Raw genomic sequence first — 22,812 nt, 5'->3', positions numbered from 1 at the left:
GCTTAGTCGGCATCCGAAAAAGCGCGGTGGCGAGGGTGTAACGAGTTGTGCTGGCGCACGCCGACATTTGGCCGAATCGTCGTTATCTCCACGGCAGGCCTGTCGTTAGACTCAAGGCTTCCCTTGGAGATAAAGCTCATGGATACGTACTTGAATCCCAGCCGCTTCATCGATAGTGACCACCCTGCGGTGGTGGAGTTCGCCGAAAAACATCGCGGAACCCGCCCGGATTTAAGTGACCAGGCGGTCAGTCTCTACTACGCCGTGCGTGAGGCGATTCGCTACAACCCGTACACCTTCAGCCGTGATCCAAATACCCTCAGTGCCAGCTTTGCCCTGGCCACCGGCGAGAGCTACTGTGTACCCAAGGCCACCTTATTGGCCGCCTGTGCCCGTCATTGCGGGATCCCGGCGCGCATTGGCCTGGCGGACGTGCGCAATCATTTATCGACACCGCGCCTGCTCGCGCTGCTCAAAAGTGATGTGTTCGCCATGCACGGCTATACCGAGTTGTACCTGCACGGCCGTTGGGTCAAGGCCACGCCGGCGTTCAACAGTCAACTGTGCGAGTTGTTCGACGTGCCACCGCTGGCGTTCGATGGGGTCAACGACAGCGTGTTCCACGCCTTCAACCGCCAGGGCCGGCGCTCGATGGAATATGTGCTGGACCACGGGCAGTTCAGCGACGTGCCCGAAGCGTTTTTTTTCGCGCATATTCAGCAGTGTTATCCGCACCTGTTTGCCGACGACATGCCGATCTCGCTGAAGGACATGCACAGCGATATGCACAGCGATTTAAGCCGCGGGTGAACCGGCGTATGCTGCTGCGTTCATCAAGCCATGTTCATCAACGATAAGGCGCGGTCATGCTGAAAATCTGGGGTCGTAAAAATTCATCAAACGTCAGGAAGGCACTGTGGTGCGCCGAGGAACTCGGCCTGGACTATGAGGCAATTGATGCGGGCGGGGCTTTTGGTGTGGTCGACACGCCGCAATACCGGGCCTTGAACCCCAATGGCCGGGTGCCGATGATCGAAGACGGCGACTTTGTGTTGTGGGAATCCAACACCATCGTGCGTTATCTGTGCGCCAAGAGCGCGTCGGATTTTTACCCGAACGACCTGCAAGCCCGGGCCAGCGCCGAGAAGTGGATGGACTGGACCACGTCCACGCTCGCCGATCCGTTCAAGGCGGTGTTCTGGGGCATCCTGCGTACCCCGGCGGAAAAACAGAACTGGGACAGCATCAATGCCGGGCGCCAAGCCTGTATCGATGCGCTTAACACCGTTGACCAGGCCCTCGCCGAGCAACCCTACCTCAGCGGCGAGCATTTCGGCATGGGCGATATCCCCTTGGGCTGCTTTGCCTACGCCTGGTTCGAGATGCCCATCGAGCGCCCGGCAATGCCCCATCTAGAGGCCTGGTACCAGCGCCTCAAAGATCGCCCGGCCTACCGCAAGGCCGTGATGACCGCGTTGACTTAATACTGACTATTAATACAGGTGACTGTACTTGTGCGGCGCGGGCAAGCACCATGCTTGTCATGCGCCGCCGTTGAACTACATGCGCTGCGCGCTCATCTACTCTTTCTATTCCCTTCTCTGGTGCGTAATCCGATATGAGTTCCGCTCTGTCCATCCGGCAGCTAACCAAAACCTACGGCAACGGTTTCCAGGCCCTGAGTGGTATCGATCTGGACGTTGCCGAAGGTGACTTCTTCGCCTTGCTCGGCCCCAACGGTGCTGGCAAATCCACCACCATCGGCATCCTCTCGACCCTGGTCAACAAAACCAGTGGCTCGGTGAATATCTTTGGCCATGACCTGGACAAATCCCCGGCGGCGCTCAAGCGCTCCATCGGCGTGGTGCCCCAGGAATTCAACTTCAACCAGTTTGAAAAGACCTTCGACATCGTCGTGACCCAGGCCGGCTATTACGGCATCCCGGCGAAAATCGCCAAGGAACGCGCCGAGCAGTACCTGACTCAGTTGGGCCTGTGGGACAAGCGCGACGTGCCTTCGCGTTCGCTGTCCGGCGGTATGAAGCGCCGCCTGATGATCGCCCGCGCGCTGGTGCATGAACCGCGCCTGTTGATCCTCGATGAGCCGACCGCCGGTGTGGATATCGAGCTGCGCCGTTCGATGTGGACCTTCCTCACCGAGCTGAACGAGAAGGGCATCACCATCATCCTCACCACCCATTACCTGGAAGAGGCTGAGCAGCTGTGCCGCAACATCGGCATCATCGACCACGGCACCATTGTCGAGAACACCAGCATGCGCAACCTGCTGGGCCAGTTGCATGTGGAAACCTTCTTGCTGGACCTGAAAAACAACCTGTCGGTGGCGCCGCAACTGCTCGGCTACCCAAGCCGCCTGGTCGATGACCACACCCTGGAAGTGCAGGTGGACAAGGCCATGGGCATCACCGCGTTGTTCACCCAGTTGGCGGCCCAGAGCATCGAAGTGCTGAGCCTGCGTAACAAAACCAATCGCCTTGAGGAGTTGTTCGTGTCCCTGGTGGAGAAAAATCTGGCGAAGGTGGCGGTATGAGTTCCGAACTGCAACCCAACCTCGTCGCACTGCAGACCATCGTTTACCGCGAAGTGAAGCGCTTTACCCGGATCTGGCCGCAGACCCTGCTGCCGCCGGCGATCACCATGGTCTTGTACTTCGTGATCTTCGGTAATCTCATCGGCCGCCAGATCGGCGACATGGGTGGCTTCACCTACATGGAGTACATCGTGCCGGGCCTGATCATGATGTCGGTGATCACCAACTCCTACGGCAACGTGGTGTCGAGCTTTTTCGGCAGCAAGTTCCAGCGCTCGATCGAAGAACTGATGGTCTCGCCGGTGTCGCCGCACACCATCCTGATCGGCTACACCCTGGGTGGCGTGCTGCGCGGCTTGATGGTGGGGGTGATCGTGACCTTGCTGTCGCTGTTCTTCACCCACCTGCAGGTGCATCACCTGGGGGTCACCCTGCTGGTGGTGGTACTGACGGCAACGATCTTTTCGCTGCTGGGGTTCATCAACGCCGTGTTTGCCCGCAACTTCGATGATATTTCGATCATCCCGACGTTCGTGTTGACGCCGCTGACCTACCTGGGCGGGGTGTTCTACTCCATTACCTTGCTGCCGCCGTTCTGGCAGACCGTGTCGCTGGCCAACCCGGTGTTGCACATGGTTAACGCCTTCCGCTACGGCATCCTGGGCGTGTCGGATATCAAGATCAGCGTGGCGATCACCTTTATGCTGGTGGCGACCGTGGTGCTGTATGTCGGCTGTGCGCGGTTGCTGGTGAGTGGGCGCGGGATGCGTACCTAAGCCGTTAGCTGCAATAAAAAACGGCCTCCAAGTGAGGCCGTTTTTTATTGACTGCAGGCAGGGTCAATGTGGGAGCTGGCTTGCCTGCGATAGCGATGGGTCAGGCAGCCATTGTTTAACTGACAGACCGCCATCGCAGGCAAGCCAGCTCCACCTTTGGTTTTGTGCAGAGGTTTAACCTTTAAGTGCCAGCTCGATCAGTCCGTGCAGCTCTTGCACCGTCAGCGGTTCGGTCGAGAACAAAATGCGAAACACCGTCGGCGCCGCCAGCAGGTTGATCAAATGGTCCACGCTCGGCGGCGTACTCTGTGGGTAGCGATCGATAATCGTCTGAAGCTGCCCACTCAGAATGCTCACGCAATAACCCGGTGTGATCATGCTCTGCAGGTCACGCATCATGTTGCGCCCTGGCTCGGAGCTCATTTCATCCAGGTATTGCTCGGCCCAGGCCCGCAGATCACCGCGAAGGCTGCCGGTATTCGCCGGCTCACAGTCGGGGCGCATGCGGGCCAGGGCCACATCAGCCAACAGCACGGATAAGTCGCCCCAGCGCCGGTAAATGGTCGAGGGCGTGACGCCTGCGCGCGTCGCAATCATCGGTACGGTAACGCTGGAGCGCTCATGGGCTTCCAACAGCTCACGCACTGCTGAATGCACCGATTCTTGGACCCGGGCACTGCGGCCTCCCGGGCGAAGGCCTTCTTTTATCGCCATGCGTAAAACCTTAACACAAAGAATTTGCTTTAAGCGCGCGCCGGTAGCACACTGCGCAAAAGCAAAGTATTAGCTTTAGTGGAGTGTGCCCATGTCTCGCGTTATTTCCCAGCGGTCCAGCCTGGCGTTCCTGGTCATCACGGTGTTGACCTTCCTCGCCGCGTCCAGCGCGCCGACGCCGTTGTATCAGGTGTATCAGGAAAACCTGCATTTCTCCGCGACAATGCTCACGGTGATTTTCGGCGTATACGCCGTCAGCCTGTTGGCAGCGTTGCTGACCGTGGGTTCACTGTCGGATCACCTGGGGCGCAAGCCGGTGATTTTCGTCGCATTGCTGCTCAATATTGCGGCGATGCTGCTGTTTATCAACGCCGACAGCACCGCGCACCTGATTGCCGCCCGCGCGCTGCAAGGTTTCGCCACCGGCATGGCCACGGCGGTGCTGAGTGCGACCTTGCTCGACACCGACCGCCAGCGCGGCCCGATGCTCAATAGCCTGGCGCCGCTGTTGGGCATGGCCAGCGGCGGGCTGGGCAGTGGCCTACTGGTGGAGTTCGCGCCGCGTCCTACCCAATTGATTTACTTCACGCTGTTGGGGTTGATGGTGTTGCAGGCTGTGTATGTGTGGCGCCTGGCGGAAACCGTCAGTCGTATTCCGGGGGCCTTGAAGTCGCTGGCGCCGACCCTGCATGTGCCGCAGCAAGCGCGCCGGGCTTTATGGTTGGTGATGCCGCTGAATGTGGCGGTGTGGGCGCTGGGCGGGTTCTTCTCATCCCTGGCGCCGTCGCTGATCAAGGCTGCCACCGGTTCCACTTCGCACCTGATCGGTGGCGGCCTGGTGGCGGTCGTGACCTTGAGTGGCGCGGTGATGATCTACAGCGTGCGCGAGCGCCCGGCCGATAAAATCATGCGGCTGTCGGCAGGGCTGTTGGCCGTGGGCGTCGCGTTGCTGCTGGTGGCCGTCCACATGGGTATTTTGTGGCTGTTCTTTGTCGCCAGTGTGATTGCAGGTTTTGGTTTTGGCGGCGGCTTCATGGGCAGTGTGCGCAGCATTGTCGGACTGGCGTTGCCCCATGAGCGGGCCGGTTTGATGTCGGCGTTCTATGTCTTGAGCTACTTGGCGTTTTGCCTGCCAGCGCTGTTGGCGGGTTACTTGTGCCAGGTTTACGGCCTTATCGTCACGACTGAAGGCTATGGTGCGGCGCTGATATTGCTGGCCCTGAGTGCCTTGGTCGGTTTGATGCTGCAGAACTCGGTGCGGGCCAAGGCGGCAGTAGAGTGATGCTGTATATTGGTAAAGTAGATAACTTATAGAGATATTACCCGTTATATAGATATTCGTTCAGGTTCTATGATGGCTTCAACCTCATACGAGGAAGAGGATTGCCATCATGACCTGCACGACGACTCCCAGTTGCACGCCCCCAGGCTGCAAAACCCCAAGCTATAAGCCCTTGAGCCATCTGACCCGCCCACGGGAAGTGATTCGCCAGTTCACCCCCAACTGGTTCGCCGCGACCATGGGTACCGGCGTGCTGGCCCTGGCCTTGGCTCAACTGCCGTTCAACCTGCCAGGTTTGCACGCCATTGCCGAAGGGCTGTGGGTGTTCACCATTGGCCTGTTTGTGCTGTTCAGCCTGTTGTACGCGGCGCGTTGGGTGATGTTCTTCCACGAAGCGCGACGCATCTTCGGGCACTCCACGGTGTCGATGTTCTTCGGCACCATTCCCATGGGCCTGGCCACCATTCTCAATGGCCTGCTGCTGTTCGGCCTGCCGCGCTGGGGCAGTGAGGTGATCCCGCTGGCTGAAGCCTTATGGTGGCTGGACGTGGCGATGGCCCTGGCCTGTGGTGTGTTGATCCCGTTCATGATGTTCACCCGCCAGGAACACAGCATCGACCAGATGACCGCCGTCTGGCTGTTGCCGGTGGTTGCCGCCGAAGTCGCTGCCGCCAGCGGTGGCTTGCTGGCGCCGCACTTGGCCGACGCCCATGCGCAACTGGTGATGCTGGTGACCAGCTACGTGCTGTGGGCGTTTTCCCTGCCGGTGGCGTTCAGCATCCTGACCATCCTGATGTTGCGCATGGCCCTGCATAAACTGCCGCCTGCCAATATGGCCGCGTCGAGCTGGTTGGCCCTTGGCCCCATCGGCACTGGTGCGCTGGGCATGTTGCTGTTGGGCGGTGACGCCCCGGCGATTTTCGCCGCCAATGGCTTGCCGGGTGTGGGCGAAATGGCCAATGGCCTGGGCTTGGTAGCCGGCATCACGCTGTGGGGCTTCGGTTTGTGGTGGATGCTGATCGCGGTACTGATCACCCTGCGTTACCTGCGCGCCGGCATTCCGTTCAACCTCGGCTGGTGGGGGTTTACCTTCCCGCTGGGGGTTTACGCGTTAGCCACGCTGAAGCTGGCGAGTCTGCTGCACCTGAGCTTTTTCAGCATCTTTGGCAGCGTGCTGGTGCTGGCATTGGCGCTGATGTGGCTGATCGTGGCCAAGCGCACCGTGCAGGGCGCCTATAAAGGTGAGCTTTTTGTTTCGCCATGCATTGCAGGACTAGCGAATAAGTAAGCGCGATTAGGTAAAGTCGTGGCCTGAGAAACTACACGCCTTCAGGCCACGCAGGAACACGGACGATGAGCCACCCCTCACAATTCACCTTGCTGCGCACACGGCGCTTTCTGCCGTTTTTCATCACCCAGTTACTGGGCGCATTCAACGACAACATCTTCAAGCAATCGCTGATCCTGGCGATTCTCTACAAGCTCACCATCGAGGGCGACCGCTCCATCTGGGTCAACCTGTGCGCCTTGTTGTTTATCCTGCCGTTCTTCCTGTTCTCGGCGCTGGCCGGGCAGTTTGGCGAGAAATTCAACAAGGACGCGCTGATCCGCGCGATCAAGATCGGCGAGATCGTGATCATGGCCGTGGGCGCCACGGGCTTTCTGTTCAACCACCTGGAACTGATGCTGCTGGCGCTGTTTGCCATGGGTACGCATTCGGCGTTGTTCGGCCCGGTGAAGTACTCGATCATGCCCCAGGCGTTGCACGACGATGAGCTGGTGGGCGGCAACGGGCTGGTGGAAATGGGCACGTTTCTGGCCATTCTGGCCGGCACCATTGGCGCCGGGATCATCATGTCGTCGAGCAATTACGCGCCACTGGTGGCGGTGGCGATTGTCGGCGTGGCGGTGCTCGGCTACCTGGCCAGCCGCAGCATTCCGCGGGCGGCGGCGTCTACACCCGAGCTGCGCCTGAACTGGAATATCTTCAGCGAATCCTGGGCCACCTTGCGCCTGGGCCTGGGGCAGACGCCGGCAGTGTCGCGCTCGATTGTCGGCAACTCGTGGTTCTGGTTTGTCGGTGCGATCTACCTGACGCAAATCCCGGCCTACGCCAAGGAATGGTTGTACGGCGACGAAACTGTGGTGACGCTGATCCTTACGGTGTTTTCGGTGGGCATCGCCGTTGGCTCGATGCTCTGCGAAAAGCTCTCGGGCCGTAAGGTCGAGATCGGCCTGGTGCCGTTTGGCTCGTTTGGCCTGACGGTCTTCGGCCTGCTGCTGTGGTGGCACTCGGGCGGCTTTCCGCAATCGGCCCAGGAACATAGCTGGCTGGCGGTACTCAGCTACGGTCAGGCGTGGTGGGTGTTGTTCGATATCCTTGGCCTGGGTGTGTTCGGTGGTTTCTATATCGTGCCGCTCTACGCGCTGATCCAGTCGCGCACGGCCGAGAACGAGCGCGCGCGGGTCATTGCGGCCAACAATATTCTCAATGCGTTGTTCATGGTGGTTTCGGCCATCGTTTCGATCCTGCTGCTGAGCGTGGCCAAGCTGTCGATCCCCGAGTTGTTCCTGGTGGTGTCGCTGCTCAACATTGCGGTCAACACTTACATCTTCAAAATCGTCCCCGAGTTCACCATGCGCTTCATGATCTGGCTGCTCAGCCATTCCATGTACCGCGTGGAGCATCGCAACCTTGAGCTGATTCCGGATGAAGGCGCGGCGCTGCTGGTGTGCAACCACGTGTCGTTTGTCGATGCACTGTTGATTGGCGGCGCGGTACGTCGGCCGATTCGCTTTGTGATGTACTACAAGATCTACCGTTTGCCGGTGCTGAACTTTATCTTCCGCACGGCCGGGGCGATTCCGATTGCCGGGCGCCATGAAGATATCCAGATCTACGAAAAGGCCTTCATGCGAATTGCCCAGTACCTGAAGGAAGGGGAGTTGGTGTGCATCTTCCCGGAAGGCAAGCTGACCGCCGATGGCGAGATCAATGAGTTCCGTGGCGGGTTGACGCGGATTCTGGAGCAGACCCCGGTGCCGGTGATTCCGATGGCGTTGCAGGGGTTGTGGGGGAGCTTTTTCAGTCGCGATCCGAACAAGGGCATCTTTCATCGGATCTGGTCGCGGGTGGTGTTGGTGGCGGGTGAGCCGGTTGCGGTGGAGGCCGCGACGCCTGAGCAGTTGCAGGCGCGGGTAGGGGTGTTGCGCGGGAGTGTCAGGTAGTTATTTGCTGGCTGTAAGGGCCTCATCGCAGGCAAGCCAGCTCCCACATTTGAACGCTGAACACCGTCCAATGTGGGAGCTGGCTTGCCTGCGATAGCGGTAGTGGCTCAGGCGCTGATCTTGAGCCCAACCAGCCCGCAAATGATCAACGCCACACTCGCCAACCTGAACAGCGCCATGGACTCCCCAAACAGGATAATCCCGGCGATCACCGTGCCTACTGCACCCACACCGGTCCAGATGGCATAGGCGGTGCCCAGCGGCAGCTCCTTCATGGCCAGGCCCAGCAGGCCGAGGCTGATGGCCATGGCGGCGATCGTCAGTGCTGTCGGCAGCGGCTTGCTGAAACCGTCGGTGTACTTCAGGCCGACCGCCCAGCCGACCTCAAACAGCCCGGCAAAAAACAGAATGATCCAGGACATGTTGATCTCCCCTCTATAGCTGGGGTCGTCCCCGGATTAAGCGCTTGAGAGCGTCGCGAGGTCGTCCCCGCGAAGCCCGGTAGCTTGCCGAAAATTGATCAGGTGATCAAGTTTACGGCGCGCTCTCCAGGGCGCGGCGGTCCTCTTTTTCGCTCATTCTGCGAAAGTAAGTCGACAGCAATGCCCCGGAAATATTGTGCCACACGCTGAACAGCGCGCTCGGCACCGCCGCCAAGGGCGAAAAGTGCGCACTGGCCAGCGCGGCGCCCAGCCCGGAGTTCTGCATGCCCACTTCCAGCGCCAGGGATTTACGCTGCGCCAACGGCAGTTTGAACAGGCGGCCGGTGAAGTAACCGAGCAGATAACCGAAGCTGTTGTGCAGCATCACCACGGCCATGATCAACAGGCCGGACTCGGCGATCTTCGCCTGGCTCGCTGCAACGACTGCAGCGACGATGATTACGATGCTTACCACTGAGACCAGCGGCAATACCTCCACGGCATGGCGCACCCGGTCGCCCAATACGCGTTGCGCCACCACGCCAAGCACGATCGGCAGCAACACCACTTGCAGGATCGACCAGAACAACTCCATGAACGACACCGGCAGCCAGGCCGAGGCCAGCAGCCAGATCAACGCGGGCGTCAGCAGCGGGGCGAGGAGGGTGGTGACGGCGGCGATGGCTACCGACAGCGCGAGGTCGCCCCGGGCCAGCCAGGTCATGACGTTGGACGACGTGCCGCTAGGGCAGCACCCGACCAGGATCACGCCGACGGCGATTTCCGGCGGCAAGTGGAACGCCTGGCACAGCAGCCAGGCCACGCCCGGCATGATCACAAAATGCGCAACCACGCCGAGGGCCACGCGCCAGGGATGGCGGGCGACTTCGGCGAAGTCTTCCAGTTTCAAGGTCAGCCCCATGCCGAACATCACCAGGCCCAGCAGCGGCACGATGGCGCCTTTGAGGCCAATGAACCAGCCGGGCTCAAGGAAGGCGAGCACCGCGAAAATCAACACCCAGTAGGCGAAGGTATTGCCAACGAAGCGGCTCAAGGCGGCGAGTGCGCGCATGGGGAAGTCCTTGTTATTAGAGTTCGAGGGTGTAACTGCAATCAAATGTGGGGCTTGTGTGGGAGATGTTTGTGTGAGGACTGGCTTGTGTGGGAGCCGGGCTTGCCCGCGATGCAGGCACCTCGGTCTTCAGCTGGATCGAGTTGATGCTATCGCAGGCAAGCCAGCTCCCACACAAGCCAGCTCCCACATTTTGATCTTCACATGGCTTAGATGCCCTGCGGGGTTTCTTCGCCGCCCAGTGCCTCAACCAACGCCGGCAGGAACTCACCAAACGTCAGCATCATCAGGGTAAAGCTGGCATCCAGCTGGCCCAATGCCTCGTCGCCGCCGTCCTGTTCAGCCTGGTCTTGCAGCAGGTCTTCGAACTTCAGGCGCTTGACGGTCATTTTGTCGTCGAGCATGAAGGACAACTTGTCCTGCCAGGCCAGGGACAATTGCGTCACGACTTTGCCGGTAGTCAGGTGCAGTTGGATCTCTTCGCCGGTCAGGTCCTGGCGCTTGCAGCGCACGATGCCGCCGTCTTCGTGGGTGTCGCGCAGTTCGCATTCGTCGAGGACGAAGAAGTCATCGGCCGGCTTCTGCGTGGTGACCCAGTCGGTCATGATCGCCGTTGGTGCGGTTTTAACCGTCAGCGGGCGTACCGGCAGGGTGCCGATTACTTCGCGCAGGGTCGACAGCAGGTCTTCGGCGCGTTTCGGGCTCGCCGAGTTGACCAGGATCAGGCCCTGTTTCGGCGCAATGGCGGCGAAAGTCGACGAGCGACGGATAAAGGCGCGCGGCAGGAAGGCCTGGATGATTTCATCCTTGATCTGGTCGCGTTCCTTCTTATAGACCTTGCGCATTTGCTCGGCCTCGATCTCTTCGACTTTCTCTTTAAGCGCGTCACGCACCACGCTACCCGGCAGGATGCGTTCTTCCTTGCGTGCAGCGATCAGCAGGAAGTCACCGCTGACATGCACCAGGGGAGCGTCTTCACCTTTACCAAAAGGTGCGACGAAACCGTAAGTGGTCAACTCCTGGCTTGCACACGGGCGCGCCAGTTTGGTGGCCATGGCCGCTTCCAACGCCTCGGCATCAACAGGCAGATCTTGGGTCAGGCGATAGATAAGCAGGTTCTTGAACCACATGGGGTGAGTCTCTCCTTTATACAAAGGGGGGCATTATTCTCTTGATCCGGGCTGAGGCCAACCCTGCCTAAGCCATTGGAAGGGCTGAAAAAAAAGATTTAAGAAAGTGCTTGCCAGACTTAAGGTCGCTCCGTAGAATGCGCGCCACACCGAAGCGAAGGGTGATTAGCTCAGCTGGGAGAGCGTCTGCCTTACAAGCAGAATGTCGGCGGTTCGATCCCGTCATCACCCACCATTCGTTTCAAGTGTTACGCGCAGCGGTAGTTCAGTCGGTTAGAATACCGGCCTGTCACGCCGGGGGTCGCGGGTTCGAGTCCCGTCCGCTGCGCCATATTCGGTAACCTGGAACACTGAACGCCAGGTCACCACAGAAAGCCCGCTCATTGAGCGGGCTTTTTTCTGTCCGGGGTTTGTAAAACCAAAAAAACGCCGCCGATCATTTCCGATGATTGGCGGCGTTTTTTTATGGGCTGATCAGAAATCCCAACGCGTTGTCACCATCACGTTGCGCGGCTCAGGTGTCATTGATAATGGTTTTTAACAGTGCCGCCAAGCAAAGTATAAACGCAATAGACTCACATTTGGGGCTTGAGGCCCCGTTTTCCGGGGCGCGGAGGACACCAGAGAAATTATTTTAAATAAATTGCATTTAAATCAAGACATTGCAGATTTTTGGTGTATTATGCCGCCCACACCGAAGCGAAGGGTGATTAGCTCAGCTGGGAGAGCGTCTGCCTTACAAGCAGAATGTCGGCGGTTCGATCCCGTCATCACCCACCATTCGTTTCAAGTGTTACGCGCAGCGGTAGTTCAGTCGGTTAGAATACCGGCCTGTCACGCCGGGGGTCGCGGGTTCGAGTCCCGTCCGCTGCGCCATATTCGGTAACCTGGAACACTGAACGCCAGGTCACCACAAGAAGCCCGCTCATTGAGCGGGCTTTTTTTTGCCTGCGATTCAGCTTTGCGCTTCGGCGGCGAGCGCCACAGGCGCGGGTGCAATCTCACGTCGGCTCAGAAACACAAACACCACCACCGCCGTAAACAGGGTGAGCCCGGCCAGCCATTGCAGCAACGTATTGAAGCCCGCGAGGTAGGCCGTGCGCAGCAATTCCAGCGGGAGGTTTGCACGGGTGTCGCCCATGACCAACTGCTGGGCAACCCCAGCAATGTCCTGCGAACTGTCTGCGGGCAGATGATGGGCAACCAGCGCACTCAACACCGCCACGGTGATGGCCAGCGCCACACCTTCACTGGCAACCCGGGTCGTATTGAAAATGCCTGCGGCCATGCCCGCACGCTCTGTGGGCACCACGCTGATCGCCAGGCCATCCATCAAACCCCACGGCAAGCCCGTCCCCATCCCGATCACCAACATTGCCACGACAGTCAGCAATGGCTGGCCGAGCGGGACCAGGCTCAGCCCATACAACCCCGACGCCGCGATCAACAGGCCAAGGGCACACAACAGCCCCGCCGACAACCAGCGTGTCAGCGTTGCGGCCAGTAACGGCACCACCAGCATCGGCGCAGACAGCGCCAGCATCATCAAGCCCGCCTCTGACGCGCTGGCGCCTTCGACCCCAATAAACCGCAGCGGCAGCAACACCACCAGCACGATGTAGCAGTAGCAGGTGCCAATCGGCAACAATTGCACGCCGATAAAACGCGCAAAGCGAAACAGGCGCAGATCCAGCATCGGTTGGCTCGCACGCTGTTCAACCAGGATAAACACCAGCAAGAAAGCCGCAGCCGCCGCAAGCAGGCAACCGGTCGTCACCGAAGCCCAACCCAACTGCGGCGCGAGAATGATCGCCGTGGTCAAGCTCACCAGCATTGCCGAAAACGTCAGTACGCCAGGCAGGTCCAACTGCAGCGCTTGCGGGTCGCGGCTCTCTCGCATTGTGGGTGCGGCGCACAGCAACGACAGGCCCGCCAGCAATGCGGTGGTGAAGAAAATCGCACGCCAGCCCCACAGTTCAATCAGCCACCCAGACAGCAGCGGCCCGAAAGCCAGGCCCGCGCCAAAGGTGGTGCCCAGCAAGCTGAAGGCGCGTGTCCTGGCATGGCCGTCGAACTCCTGCGCCAACGCTGCGCAGCCGCTGGCCAATGCGGTAGCTGCCGCAACACCCTGTACACCGCGCAGTACATCCAGCCAGAGCATGCCCGGCGCCACGGTCAGCAGCAGCGAGACACCTGTAAACAGCGCCATGCCCCACAGGAACAAACGCTTGCGACCATACCGATCGGCAAGGGTGCCGGCGGCCATCAGCAGGCTGCCGAAACTAAGCATGAACGCGTTGGTGATCCACGCCAACTGTGTGGGGTGCGCAGCAAATGCGTGGCCGATAAAGGGCGTCGCTACGGCGCCACCGGTAAAGCTCATGGGTAACACCAGAGCCGCCAGGCAGATCGCGGCAAGAATGGCATAGCGGCCATGGGCGGAGTCGGTTGTGTTCATCGGGAGATTCCTGTGGGCCTGTAAAGATAAAGACTCTAGTCAGGATGTAATGGCGGATAAATGGGCCTACATTCCACACATAACGGACAAATTGGATGCATTGGTATGAGCGACAATCTCAGCGGTGTGATCGCCTTTGTGAAAACCGCTGAAGCGCTCAGCTTCACGGGTGCGGCGCGGGCGATGGGCATTTCCGCCTCGGCGGTGGGCAAAAATGTGGTCAAGCTGGAAGCGTCGTTGAATGTGCGGTTGTTGCACCGCAGCACGCGCAAAGTCAGCCTGACTGCTGAAGGCCAGTTGTTCTACGAGCGCTGTCGGAAAATTCTCGATGACCTGCAGGACGCCCGCGCCATGCTCTCCCATGCCATGCAGGCCCCCCGCGGCAAGTTGCGGGTCAGCCTGCCCACCATCGGTTACAGGTTTCTATTTGCGCATATGTTCGCCTTCAGGCGGGCCTACCCGGAAATTGAGATGGAGCTGGATTTCAACGACCACCTGGTGGATGTGATCGAGGAAGGCTTCGACGTGGTGATCCGCAGCGGCGGTCTGGCCGATTCGACCTTGATGGCGCGCCGACTCGGGCCATTTCGCTTTGTGTTGTGTGCATCGCCTGAGTACCTGCGTGCGAACGGTCGGCCAGCAACCCTCAGTGACCTTGAGCGCCACCAATGCCTGCGTTATCGCTTCGCCACCACCGGCAAAATCATGGAGTGGACCTTATCCGCCAACCCGGCGATCACCCAATTACGGCTGCCCACGGCGCTGACGTTGAACAATATGGAAGCGATGCTTCGGGCCGCAATCGATGGCCATGGCATCGCTTACGTGCCGGACTTTCTGGCCCGTGAGGCGCTGGCCCAGGCACAGTTGGAAACCGTGTTGGACGGGCACTCTGATGACCAAGGCCAATTCTGGGCGCTGTGGCCTTCCAGCCGGCACCTGTCGCCAAAGATCCGGGTGTTTGTGGACTTTGTTGCTGAACGCCTGTTCACAGCCCCATCAACCGATACCCCACCTGCAACTCGGTAATAAAATGCTGTGGCTGCGCCGGATCCGCCTCCAGCTTTTGCCGCAAGTGCGCCATGTGTACACGCAGATAGTGCGGGCGGTCGACGTAGTCCAGCCCCCACACTTCGAGCAATAACTGCCGATGTGTCAGCACCCGGCTCTGGCCGCGAATCATTGCGCAGAGCAGGCGGTACTCGATGGGTGTGAGGTGCACCGGCTGGCTCTGGCGCCACACTTCGTGGGTCGACAGGTCGACTTCAATTTCGCCAAACGCCACCTTGCTGGTCGCCGCCACAGCGCCGGTCTGCCCGTGCCGGCGCAGTTGTGCGCGGATGCGAGCGAGCAATTCGGGCACGCCGAACGGCTTGGTCAGGTAATCATCGGCCCCTGCGTCCAAAGCGGCGACTTTCTCTTCTTCGCGATCACGCGCCGACAACACCAGAATCGGCACCGCCAGCCAACCACGCAACTCACTGATCAGTTGCTTGCCATCGCCATCGGGCAAGCCGAGGTCGACGATCACCAGGTCCGGTTGACGGCTGGCGGCATGAATCAGCGCACGTTTGACGCTGTCGGCTTCGAACACCTGAAAGCCTTCATCTTGCAGGGCGATCCCGACAAAGCGGCGGATATTGGCTTCGTCTTCAACAATCAAAATGCGTGCAGTGCTCATAGGTTTTCCATGGCCGGCGGGGTGCCGGCCGGTAAGGTGATGATGAAGTGCATGCCGCACGTCTCAAACGGGTGGGTGTGGATATGCCCGCCATGGGCTTCAACGATGCGTTTGGCCAGCGCCAGGCCCAGGCCGATGCCCGTGACGGAAGATTCCTGCTGGCCACGTGCGAAAGGTTCGAACAGGTTGGCGGGAGCCTTGCCCGGGCCGTTGTCGCTGACTTCCAGCACGATGCTGTCCGAAACTTTGCTGCCAGTGACGGTAATGAGGGTGCCCGCCGGCGTGTACTTGGCGGCGTTATCCAGCAGGTTGACCAGCACCCGCTCGATCAGCAGGGCGTCGATATCCACCAGCGGCAACTGTGAATCCAACAGGGTTTGCACGCGGTGGTGTGCCAACGGCTCACGCAACTGGCGCAGGGCGCTGCCGACGATTTCTTCCAGCGAATGCCACTGCCGGTTCAGGCGCACGCCGCGCTCTTGCATGCGCGCCATGTCCAGCAGGTTTTCGATCAGTCGCTGCATCGATGTAGCTTGTTCATGGATGCCGTGCAGCAATTCGGTCAGCGGACCTGGCGGGGCATGGGGCAGGGCGGTGTCGGCGGCGCCGATCAGGGTGGTCAGGGGCGTGCGCAAGTCGTGGGAAATAGCGGCGAGCAGGGTGTTGCGCATCTTCTCGCCTTCCATCTGCACCAGCGTGCTTTGCGCCACTTCGACGAAATGCACGCGCTCCAGCGCAATCGCCAATTGGCTCATGCAGGCTTCCAGCAGACGGCGCTCCTGCGGGTCGTTCAGGCGCTCGCTCTGGGCCAGTTCCAGTACCAGCACGCCGCGCACGCGCATCGGCGCTTTGAGCGGTAAGTAACAACCTTTGGCTGCTGACAAGGTGTCGGTGCCATGGCCTGCGGCTTGGCCATGGTCGTAAGTCCATTGGGCGATGCTTTCGTCAATCGGCAAGCCGCTGGCACTCACGCTGTGCACGCCATCGGCGGCGTCCGGCAGCGCCAGGCCGACGCGTGCTTCGAACACGCCACTGAAGGTGCGCAGCGCGACTTCGCTGATGTGCTCTACGGTCAGTGCCGCCGACAAGTCGCGAGCCAGCCGCGCCAAAGAGGTAGCGCGCCGTTCGCGCGCGGCCGCCGTGCGTGCTTCATGGCGCAGGCGGGCGGTGAGTTGCCCGGTGATCAAGGCAATGCCGAGCATCAGCGCAAAGGTGAAGAAATACTGAGTGTCGTTGACGGTGAACGAGTAGCGCGGCTGTACGAAAAAGAAGTCGAAACACAGCACCGCCAGCATCGCCGCCCACACACCGGGGCCGCGCCCATAACGCAAGGCCACCAGCACCACGGTGAGCAAAAACAGCATGACCACGTTGGCCAGGTCGAACACTTGCAGCAGCAATGCAGCGACGGCGCTGGCGCTGAAGCAGGCGAGTGTGGCCCACAGGTAGGCCAAGGCGCGGCCGGGGGGCAGCGAGGGTTTTTCGAGGGTAGGCGCAGGCCCGGGCAAGACGCTGTGAGCGATCACGATCTGATCGATCTGCGGGTGATGTCGGCTGATCCGGTCGCTGACCGACTGATGCCAGAAGCGCCACGCCTGGCGCGGATGATGGCCGAGCACCAGGCGATTGGCGTTGTGTTCGCGGGCGCAGGCGGCTAGGGCTTCAGCCACGTCCATGCCCGGCAGCGTCGCGGTATCAGCGCCGAATTCGCTGGCCAGGCTCAGGGTTTTCATCGCCGTGAGGTAACGCTTGGCGCCGCTGCCTTGGGCCGTTGCGACATGCACGACGATCCAGTCAGCTTCGAGCTTTTGCGCCAATCGTGCAGCTTCGCGCACCAGGCGTTCATCACCGGCGTCGCCCGCCACACCCACCAGCAAGCGTTCGCGGGCTGGCCACAAGGCTTTGATCGACTGTTCGCGACGGTACACGCGCATTTGCGCGTCGACCCGATCCGCCGTGCGCCGCAGCGCCAGCTCGCGCAGGGCCAACAGGTTGCCCTTGCGGAAAAAATGCTGTGCGGCGCGTTCTGCTTGCGGGCCGAGATAGACCTTGCCGTCCTTCAAACGTTGCAGCAAATCGTCGGGCGGCAGGTCGATCACCACCACGTCATGGGCGTTATCAAACACGTGGTCCGGTACGGTTTCGCGCACGCGAATGCCGATGATGCCGCTGACCAGATCATTCAGGCTTTCCAGGTGCTGGACGTTGAGCGTGGTCCACACGTCGATGCCGGCGCTGAGCAGTTCTTCAACGTCTTGCCAGCGTTTGGGATGCCGCGAGCCAGGCGCGTTGCTGTGGGCCAACTCGTCCACCAGCAATACGGCGGGCTGCCTGCGCAACGCGGCGTCTAGGTCGAATTCGCTGAGCGAAAAATCGTGGTGCAGCAAGGCAGCGCGGGGCAGTTGCTCCAGGCCGTCGAGCCGCTCGGCAGTCTCCGTGCGGCCGTGGGTTTCTACTACGCCGGCAAGCACATCACGGCCCAGGGCGACTTCGCGTTGCGCCGCCGCGAGCATGGCGCAGGTCTTGCCCACCCCGGCATTTGAGCCGAAGTAAATACGCAATTTGCCGCGCAAGGCGGCCTGTTCTTCGAGCTGTACCCGCGCGAGCAAGGCGTCGGGGTCGGGGCGTTCGTGGTTGAGTGCGGGCATGTTCTTCCTGTTGAATACAACACGATTAACTGTGGGAGCTGGCTTGTTGTGGCGAGCAAGCTTGCTTGCGCTGTGGTGCGAAGCACCCCCAAAAAGCCAGCTCCCACATTGGGTTTGTGGTGTTACACCAAGCCCAATCCACTCAGCAGCATGTCGATCACCTTGATCCCCGCAAACGGCACCAGCACGCCGCCCAGGCCGTATATCAACAGGTTGCGGTTAAGCAACGCCGCCGCGCCGATGGCCCGGTACTTCACACCGCGCAAGGCCAGCGGAATCAACGCGACAATGATCAGCGCGTTAAAAATCACCGCGCTCAAAATTGCCGAATTGGGGCTGCTCAGGTGCATCACGTTCAAGGCGCCCAGCTGTGGGTAGGTGGCGACAAACGCCGCCGGGATGATTGCGAAGTACTTGGCTACATCATTGGCCACGCTGAACGTGGTGAGCGCGCCACGGGTCATGAGCATCTGTTTGCCGACCTCGACCACTTCGATCAGCTTGGTCGGGTTGCTGTCGAGGTCGACCATGTTGCCGGCCTCTTTGGCCGCCTGGGTGCCGCTGTTCATCGCCACGGCCACGTCGGCCTGGGCCAGCGCAGGTGCGTCGTTGGTGCCGTCGCCGGTCATGGCTACCAGCTTGCCCTGGGCCTGGTAGTCGCGGATCAGTTGCAGCTTGTCTTCCGGGCGGGCTTCGGCGAGGAAGTCATCGACACCGGCTTCCACCGCAATCGCAGCGGCGGTCAGGCGGTTGTCGCCGGTGATCATCACGGTCTTGATGCCCATGCGCCGCAACTCGGCGAAGCGTTCCTTGATGCCGCCTTTCACCACGTCTTTCAGCTCGACCACGCCCAAGGCCTTGGCACCGTCGCTGACCACCAGCGGTGTGCTGCCGCGCCGCGAGACTTCATCGACCTTGGCCTGCAATGCCGCCGGGAAACTCCCGCCCAGGGTTTCGATATGGCTGCGAATCGCATCCGCCGCGCCTTTGCGAATCGCCCGGCCGTCGGCCAGGTCGACGCCGCTCATGCGGGTTTGCGCGGTGAAGTGCACAAAGCGTGCGCCCAGGGCGTTGATGTCCCGCGCACGGATGTCGAATTTTTGCTTGGCCAGTACCACAATGCTGCGGCCTTCCGGGGTTTCGTCTGCCAGTGAGGCGAGTTGCGCGGCGTCAGCCAGTTCGGCTTCCTTCACGCCGGGTGCCGGCAAAAAGCTGCTTGCCTGGCGATTGCCCAAGGTGATGGTGCCGGTCTTGTCCAGCAGCAACACGTCGACATCACCCGCCGCCTCGACGGCACGGCCGGAGGTGGCAATCACATTGGCCGACATCATGCGGCTCATGCCCGCCACGCCGATGGCCGAGAGCAGGCCGCCGATGGTGGTGGGGATCAGGCACACCAGCAACGCCACCAACACCGTGGCGCTGATCACGCTGCCATTGCCGCTCATGGCCACGGCGAAGATCGAGTAGGGGCTCAGCGTGGCGATCACCAGCAGGAACAACACGGTCAGGCCCACCAGCAGAATCGTCAGCGCGACTTCATTCGGCGTCTTCTGGCGCTTGGCCGATTCGACCATCGAGATCATGCGGTCCAGGAACGATTCGCCGGGGTTGACGCTGATGCGCACCACCAGCCAGTCCGACAGCACCCGCGTGCCGCCGGTGACCGACGAAAAGTCGCCACCGGCCTCGCGGATCACCGGCGCCGATTCGCCGGTAATTGCGCTTTCATCCACCGACGCCACGCCTTCAATCACCACGCCGTCGAGCGGCACCAGATCACCGGCTTCGATCAACACTACGTTGTCCTTGCGCAGCAGGCTCGCCTCCAACGGCAGCCACGCTGCGCCGTGGCGCGGTTGCTGCAGCAATTTGGCCAGGGTCTGGCGTTTCATGCCACGCAGGCTCGCGGCCTGGGCACGGCTGCGCCCTTCGGCCAGGGCTTCGGCGAAGTTGGCGAACAGCACGGTAAACCACAGCCACAAGGTGATGCTGAGGATAAAACCGCTGGGCGCTTCACCCTTGCCGCCCAGGGACTGGAACCACAGCAAGGTGGTGAGAATGCTGCCCAGGTACACCACGAACATCACCGGGTTTTTCCACTGGGCCTGGGGCAGCAATTTCTTCAGTGCATCGACGCCGGCAGTCAGCACGATGCGCCGGTCAAACAGAGGTAAACGAGCATTTTTCATGAAGGAATCTCTTACTCACTGAGCGCAATAGAGGGCTGACGCGCATCCAGCGCCACGTTGAGTTGCAGCACATTCACCCGGGGCTCGCCGAGCAGGCCGAAGGTGCGTGCGGCGGTGTGGTCGTTGAGCAGTTGCAGCAGTTCGGGTTCGGCGATGTGCCGCAAGCGCGCCACCCGTGCCAACTGCAGCCGGGCGTTGGCCACCGAGATATGCGGGTCGAGGCCAGAGGCTGAGGCGGTGACTGCGTCCACCGGCACCGGGGCGTCAGCGGCCAGGCCGTTATCCTGGCGATAGGCTTTGGCGCGGGCAGCCACCTGGTCGAGCAGTTTTTGGCTGGTGGGGCCGAGGTTGCTGGCGCCGCTTGCGCCTGCGTTGTAGGGCTGCGGCACGCTTTTGCTCGGGTCTTGCGGATCAGCGCCGAGGGTCATGCTGGGGCGGCCCTGGAAGTACTCCGGCTTGGTGAAATTCTGGCCGATCAGCACCGAGCCGATCACCCGCCCATCGCGTTCAATCAGCGAACCTTGAGCCTGAAACGGGAACAGCAATTGCGCCGCCACGGTGGTGAGCGCCGGGTAAGCCAGCCCGGTCAGCAGCATGAAAAACACCGCCGACACCAGCACCGGGCGCAGCAGCCCTTTGAAGATCGATTGAGTGGTCATCAACATGTCCTTAGTTGTAGGTCTGGCCGGACAGCAACTGCAGTTGCTCCACCAGCGGGCCAAGCGCGAGCGCGGGCAAGAAGGTCAGGCCACCGACCACCAGCACCACGAACACCACCAGCAACATGAACAGCGGGGTCGCGGTAGGAATGGTGCCTGCGCCGGCCGGCACGGTTTTTTTCATCGCCAGGGAACCGGCCACGGCGAGCATCGGCAGCATCGTGAAGAAGCGCCCGATCAGCATCGCAAGGCCAATGGTGGTGTTAAAAAACGGTGTATTGGCATTCAGCCCGGCGAACGCCGAACCGTTGTTGGCGGTGCCGGAGGTGTAGGCGTACAGCACCTCGCTGAAACCGTGCGGGCCAAGGTTGTTGAGACTGGCCAGGGTGTCTGGCCACAGGGCGGCGAGGGCGGTGAAACTCAGGATACTGACCGGGTGCGCGAGCACCGAGAGCATCACCAGTTTCATCTCGCGGGCCTCGATTTTCTTGCCAAGAAATTCCGGGCTGCGGCCGATCATCATGCCCACCAGAAACACCGTGAGCAGCGCGTACTGGATCAGGTTGATAAAGCCCACGCCGTCACCGCCGAACACGCAGTTGAGCATCATCTGCGCCAGGGGCACGAAGCCGCCCATGGGCGTCAGCGAGTCGTGCATGGTATTGACCGAGCCGGTGGTGGCTGCCGTGGTGGTGGCGATAAACAAGCTGCTGTCGGCAATGCCGAAACGCAGTTCCTTGCCTTCCATGTTGCCGCCGCTTTGCTCGATCGACAGCACCTGGTTGGCGCCGGCCTGGGTCAGCAACGGGTTGCCGGTTTGCTCGGCGCCATACACAAGCGCAAGAAAGCCGATAAACATCACCAGGAAGGTGCCGAAAAACACCCAGCCCTGACGACGTTGCAACAGCATGCTGCCAAAGGTGTAGGTCAGCGCCGAGGGGATCAACAGCATGCTGAGGATGTGCAGGATGTTGGTCAGCGGCGTCGGGTTTTCGAACGGGTGCGCGGCGTTCATGCTGAAGAAACCGCCGCCGTTGGTGCCGATGTGCTTGATCGATTCAAAGCTGGCAACCGCGCCGACGATCAGCTGTTGTTGCGCGCCTTCCAATGTTGTCGCCAGGGCTTGGGAGGCTAAGGTTTGCGGCATGCCCTGCCACACATACACCAGCGCCATGCCCACGCACAGCGGCAGCATCACGCGGTAGAGCGTGCGGGTGAAGTCGACCCAGAAGTTGCCGATATCGGCCGCGCTTGAGCGGCTCAAGCCACGTATAAAACCGGCGGCCGCCACCACGCCGGAGGTGGCACCGACAAACATCAAAAAGGTAATGACCGCCATCTGGCTGAAGTTCGACAGGCTGGTTTCGCCCGAATACGCCTGCCAGTTGGTGTTGGTGATAAAGGACACGGCGGTGTTGAACGCCAGGTCCGGGGTTTGCGCAGCCAACCCCAGGGGGTTGATCGGCGTTACCGCCTGCAGGCGCAGGATGCTGTAGCCCAGCAGCATCATCGCCGCGTTCGACAGCAACAGCGCTGAACCGTAGCGGCCCCAACTCATGGTTTCCAATGGGTTGATGCCCAGCAGGCGGTAGGTAAAACGTTCCGGCAAGGCGTGGCGGTTCCCGGTGAATACTCGGGTCAGCCACTTGCCCATGAGCACGGCAAGCGCGGTCATCAACCCCAGGACCAGCGAAAATTCCAGCAAAGTGCTTAGCATGTCGTGGCTCCGTTCAAAGCTTGCCCATGGCGACAATGGCCATGGCAGTCGCAACAAAAAACACCAGGGAGAGGCCCATAAACATCACGTCGTACATGGCGGGCTCCCTAGAACTTTTCGGCGCGAATGAGGGCATAGCCCAAGTAAGCGAACAGCCCCACGGCGCAAACGCCGCTGGCCACATAAATGAACGTTAGTGTCAGCACGGTGTAACTCCCCTTGTTGAGTAAGCCGGGGAGGTTAGGCGCTCTTGTATCAAGCTCGGGCACTGATTACGGCGGG

19 protein-coding genes and 4 tRNA genes are annotated in these 22,812 nt (G+C 60.8%); 12 read left to right on the top strand and 11 right to left on the bottom strand.

All coding sequences use genetic code 11. The features are described 5' to 3' along the window. The first annotated feature begins 138 nt into the window (after positions 1-138). The 4 genes from GIW48_RS18535 to GIW48_RS18520 all read left to right on the top strand — a co-directional run bounded on the left by GIW48_RS18535 (position 139) and on the right by GIW48_RS18520 (position 3,327). The gene (locus GIW48_RS18535) at positions 139-810 is read left to right on the top strand and encodes a transglutaminase-like domain-containing protein (protein WP_017136397.1); all 672 of its coding nucleotides are present in this window, start codon (positions 139-141) and stop codon (positions 808-810) included. Positions 811-866: 56 nt separating this feature from the next. Beyond that, complete coding sequence (locus GIW48_RS18530; protein ID WP_170040001.1) at positions 867-1,484, top strand: glutathione S-transferase family protein; 618 nt, start codon at positions 867-869, stop codon at positions 1,482-1,484. A gap of 134 nt (positions 1,485-1,618) precedes the next feature. Then, entirely contained in the window at positions 1,619-2,551 is a 933-nt protein-coding gene (locus tag GIW48_RS18525; protein ID WP_017136395.1) for an ABC transporter ATP-binding protein, read from the top strand. After that, on the top strand, positions 2,548-3,327 hold the full coding sequence (locus GIW48_RS18520) for an ABC transporter permease (RefSeq protein ID WP_017136394.1): 780 nt from the start codon (positions 2,548-2,550) through the stop codon (positions 3,325-3,327). The genes GIW48_RS18525 and GIW48_RS18520 overlap by 4 nt, the downstream gene beginning before the upstream one ends. Positions 3,328-3,501: 174 nt before the next feature. On the opposite strand, the gene GIW48_RS18515 is transcribed toward GIW48_RS18520, so the two are convergent. Next, the gene (locus GIW48_RS18515; protein ID WP_099547863.1) at positions 3,502-4,041 is read right to left on the bottom strand and encodes a TetR/AcrR family transcriptional regulator; all 540 of its coding nucleotides are present in this window, start codon (positions 4,039-4,041) and stop codon (positions 3,502-3,504) included. Between the two features lie 91 nt (positions 4,042-4,132). Between GIW48_RS18515 and GIW48_RS18510 the strand changes: the two genes are divergently transcribed. The 3 genes from GIW48_RS18510 (at position 4,133) to GIW48_RS18500 (ending at position 8,551) form a co-directional block, all read left to right on the top strand. Beyond that, entirely contained in the window at positions 4,133-5,323 is a 1,191-nt protein-coding gene (locus GIW48_RS18510; protein WP_017136392.1) for an MFS transporter, read from the top strand. Positions 5,324-5,432: 109 nt separating this feature from the next. Next, the gene (locus tag GIW48_RS18505) at positions 5,433-6,611 is read left to right on the top strand and encodes a TDT family transporter (RefSeq protein ID WP_236462624.1); all 1,179 of its coding nucleotides are present in this window, start codon (positions 5,433-5,435) and stop codon (positions 6,609-6,611) included. A gap of 65 nt (positions 6,612-6,676) precedes the next feature. Then, positions 6,677-8,551 (top strand): MFS transporter, encoded by a 1,875-nt coding sequence (locus GIW48_RS18500; RefSeq protein WP_236462626.1) that lies wholly within the window; start codon positions 6,677-6,679, stop codon positions 8,549-8,551. 107 nt (positions 8,552-8,658) lie between these two features. On the opposite strand, the gene sugE is transcribed toward GIW48_RS18500, so the two are convergent. The 3 genes from sugE to rdgC form a co-directional block, all read right to left on the bottom strand. Then, positions 8,659-8,973: a quaternary ammonium compound efflux SMR transporter SugE gene (gene sugE / locus GIW48_RS18495; protein ID WP_017136389.1), complete on the bottom strand. Its 315-nt coding sequence runs from the start codon at positions 8,971-8,973 to the stop codon at positions 8,659-8,661. Between the two features lie 112 nt (positions 8,974-9,085). Next, positions 9,086-10,045, bottom strand: coding sequence for a bile acid:sodium symporter family protein (locus GIW48_RS18490; protein ID WP_099547867.1), 960 nt, complete (start codon positions 10,043-10,045; stop codon positions 9,086-9,088). 209 nt (positions 10,046-10,254) lie between these two features. Next, entirely contained in the window at positions 10,255-11,175 is a 921-nt protein-coding gene (gene rdgC / locus GIW48_RS18485) for a recombination-associated protein RdgC (RefSeq protein ID WP_003172886.1), read from the bottom strand. A gap of 159 nt (positions 11,176-11,334) precedes the next feature. On the opposite strand from rdgC, the gene GIW48_RS18480 reads away from it, so the two are divergent. The 4 genes from GIW48_RS18480 (at position 11,335) to GIW48_RS18465 (ending at position 12,051) form a co-directional block, all read left to right on the top strand. Continuing rightward, positions 11,335-11,410: transfer RNA gene (locus tag GIW48_RS18480), tRNA-Val, on the top strand. A gap of 19 nt (positions 11,411-11,429) precedes the next feature. Next, a tRNA-Asp gene (locus GIW48_RS18475) sits at positions 11,430-11,506 on the top strand. Between the two features lie 373 nt (positions 11,507-11,879). Further along, positions 11,880-11,955: transfer RNA gene (locus tag GIW48_RS18470), tRNA-Val, on the top strand. Between the two features lie 19 nt (positions 11,956-11,974). After that, positions 11,975-12,051 (top strand) — tRNA-Asp (locus tag GIW48_RS18465). Positions 12,052-12,130: 79 nt separating this feature from the next. Here GIW48_RS18465 and GIW48_RS18460 read toward each other — a convergent pair. Beyond that, positions 12,131-13,633 carry an MFS transporter gene (locus GIW48_RS18460; protein WP_236463029.1) on the bottom strand — a complete coding sequence of 501 codons (1,503 nt, stop codon included), beginning with the start codon at positions 13,631-13,633 and terminating at the stop codon, positions 12,131-12,133. 105 nt (positions 13,634-13,738) lie between these two features. Here GIW48_RS18460 and GIW48_RS18455 point away from each other — a divergent pair, with 105 nt between their 5' ends. Further along, the gene (locus tag GIW48_RS18455) at positions 13,739-14,662 is read left to right on the top strand and encodes a LysR family transcriptional regulator (protein WP_236463026.1); all 924 of its coding nucleotides are present in this window, start codon (positions 13,739-13,741) and stop codon (positions 14,660-14,662) included. On the opposite strand, the gene GIW48_RS18450 is transcribed toward GIW48_RS18455, so the two are convergent. From GIW48_RS18450 to kdpF, 6 genes are all read right to left on the bottom strand, one after another. Beyond that, positions 14,622-15,314 (bottom strand): response regulator, encoded by a 693-nt coding sequence (locus tag GIW48_RS18450; protein ID WP_017136385.1) that lies wholly within the window; start codon positions 15,312-15,314, stop codon positions 14,622-14,624. The two genes, GIW48_RS18455 and GIW48_RS18450, sit on opposite strands and share 41 nt — an antisense overlap. Further along, positions 15,311-17,962, bottom strand: coding sequence for a sensor histidine kinase (locus GIW48_RS18445; protein WP_236472926.1), 2,652 nt, complete (start codon positions 17,960-17,962; stop codon positions 15,311-15,313). Before GIW48_RS18445 ends, GIW48_RS18450 begins: the two co-directional genes overlap by 4 nt. Positions 17,963-18,084: 122 nt before the next feature. Beyond that, positions 18,085-20,154, bottom strand: a complete 2,070-nt coding sequence (gene kdpB / locus GIW48_RS18440; RefSeq protein ID WP_236461260.1) for a potassium-transporting ATPase subunit KdpB — start codon at positions 20,152-20,154, stop codon at positions 18,085-18,087. 11 nt (positions 20,155-20,165) lie between these two features. Then, entirely contained in the window at positions 20,166-20,813 is a 648-nt protein-coding gene (kdpC, locus tag GIW48_RS18435; protein ID WP_236461262.1) for a K(+)-transporting ATPase subunit C, read from the bottom strand. Positions 20,814-20,823: 10 nt separating this feature from the next. Further along, complete coding sequence (gene kdpA / locus GIW48_RS18430) at positions 20,824-22,530, bottom strand: potassium-transporting ATPase subunit KdpA (protein WP_236461264.1); 1,707 nt, start codon at positions 22,528-22,530, stop codon at positions 20,824-20,826. 107 nt (positions 22,531-22,637) lie between these two features. Next, entirely contained in the window at positions 22,638-22,712 is a 75-nt protein-coding gene (gene kdpF, locus GIW48_RS29715) for a K(+)-transporting ATPase subunit F (protein WP_256666301.1), read from the bottom strand. Positions 22,713-22,812: the final 100 nt, after the last annotated feature.

The organism is Pseudomonas sp. PA-6-3C (assembly GCF_021605825.1).
Taxonomy (GTDB): domain Bacteria; phylum Pseudomonadota; class Gammaproteobacteria; order Pseudomonadales; family Pseudomonadaceae; genus Aquipseudomonas; species Aquipseudomonas edaphica.
The sequence above is the reverse complement of the archived record's forward strand: the minus strand, read 5'-3'. Positions and strand labels throughout refer to the sequence as shown.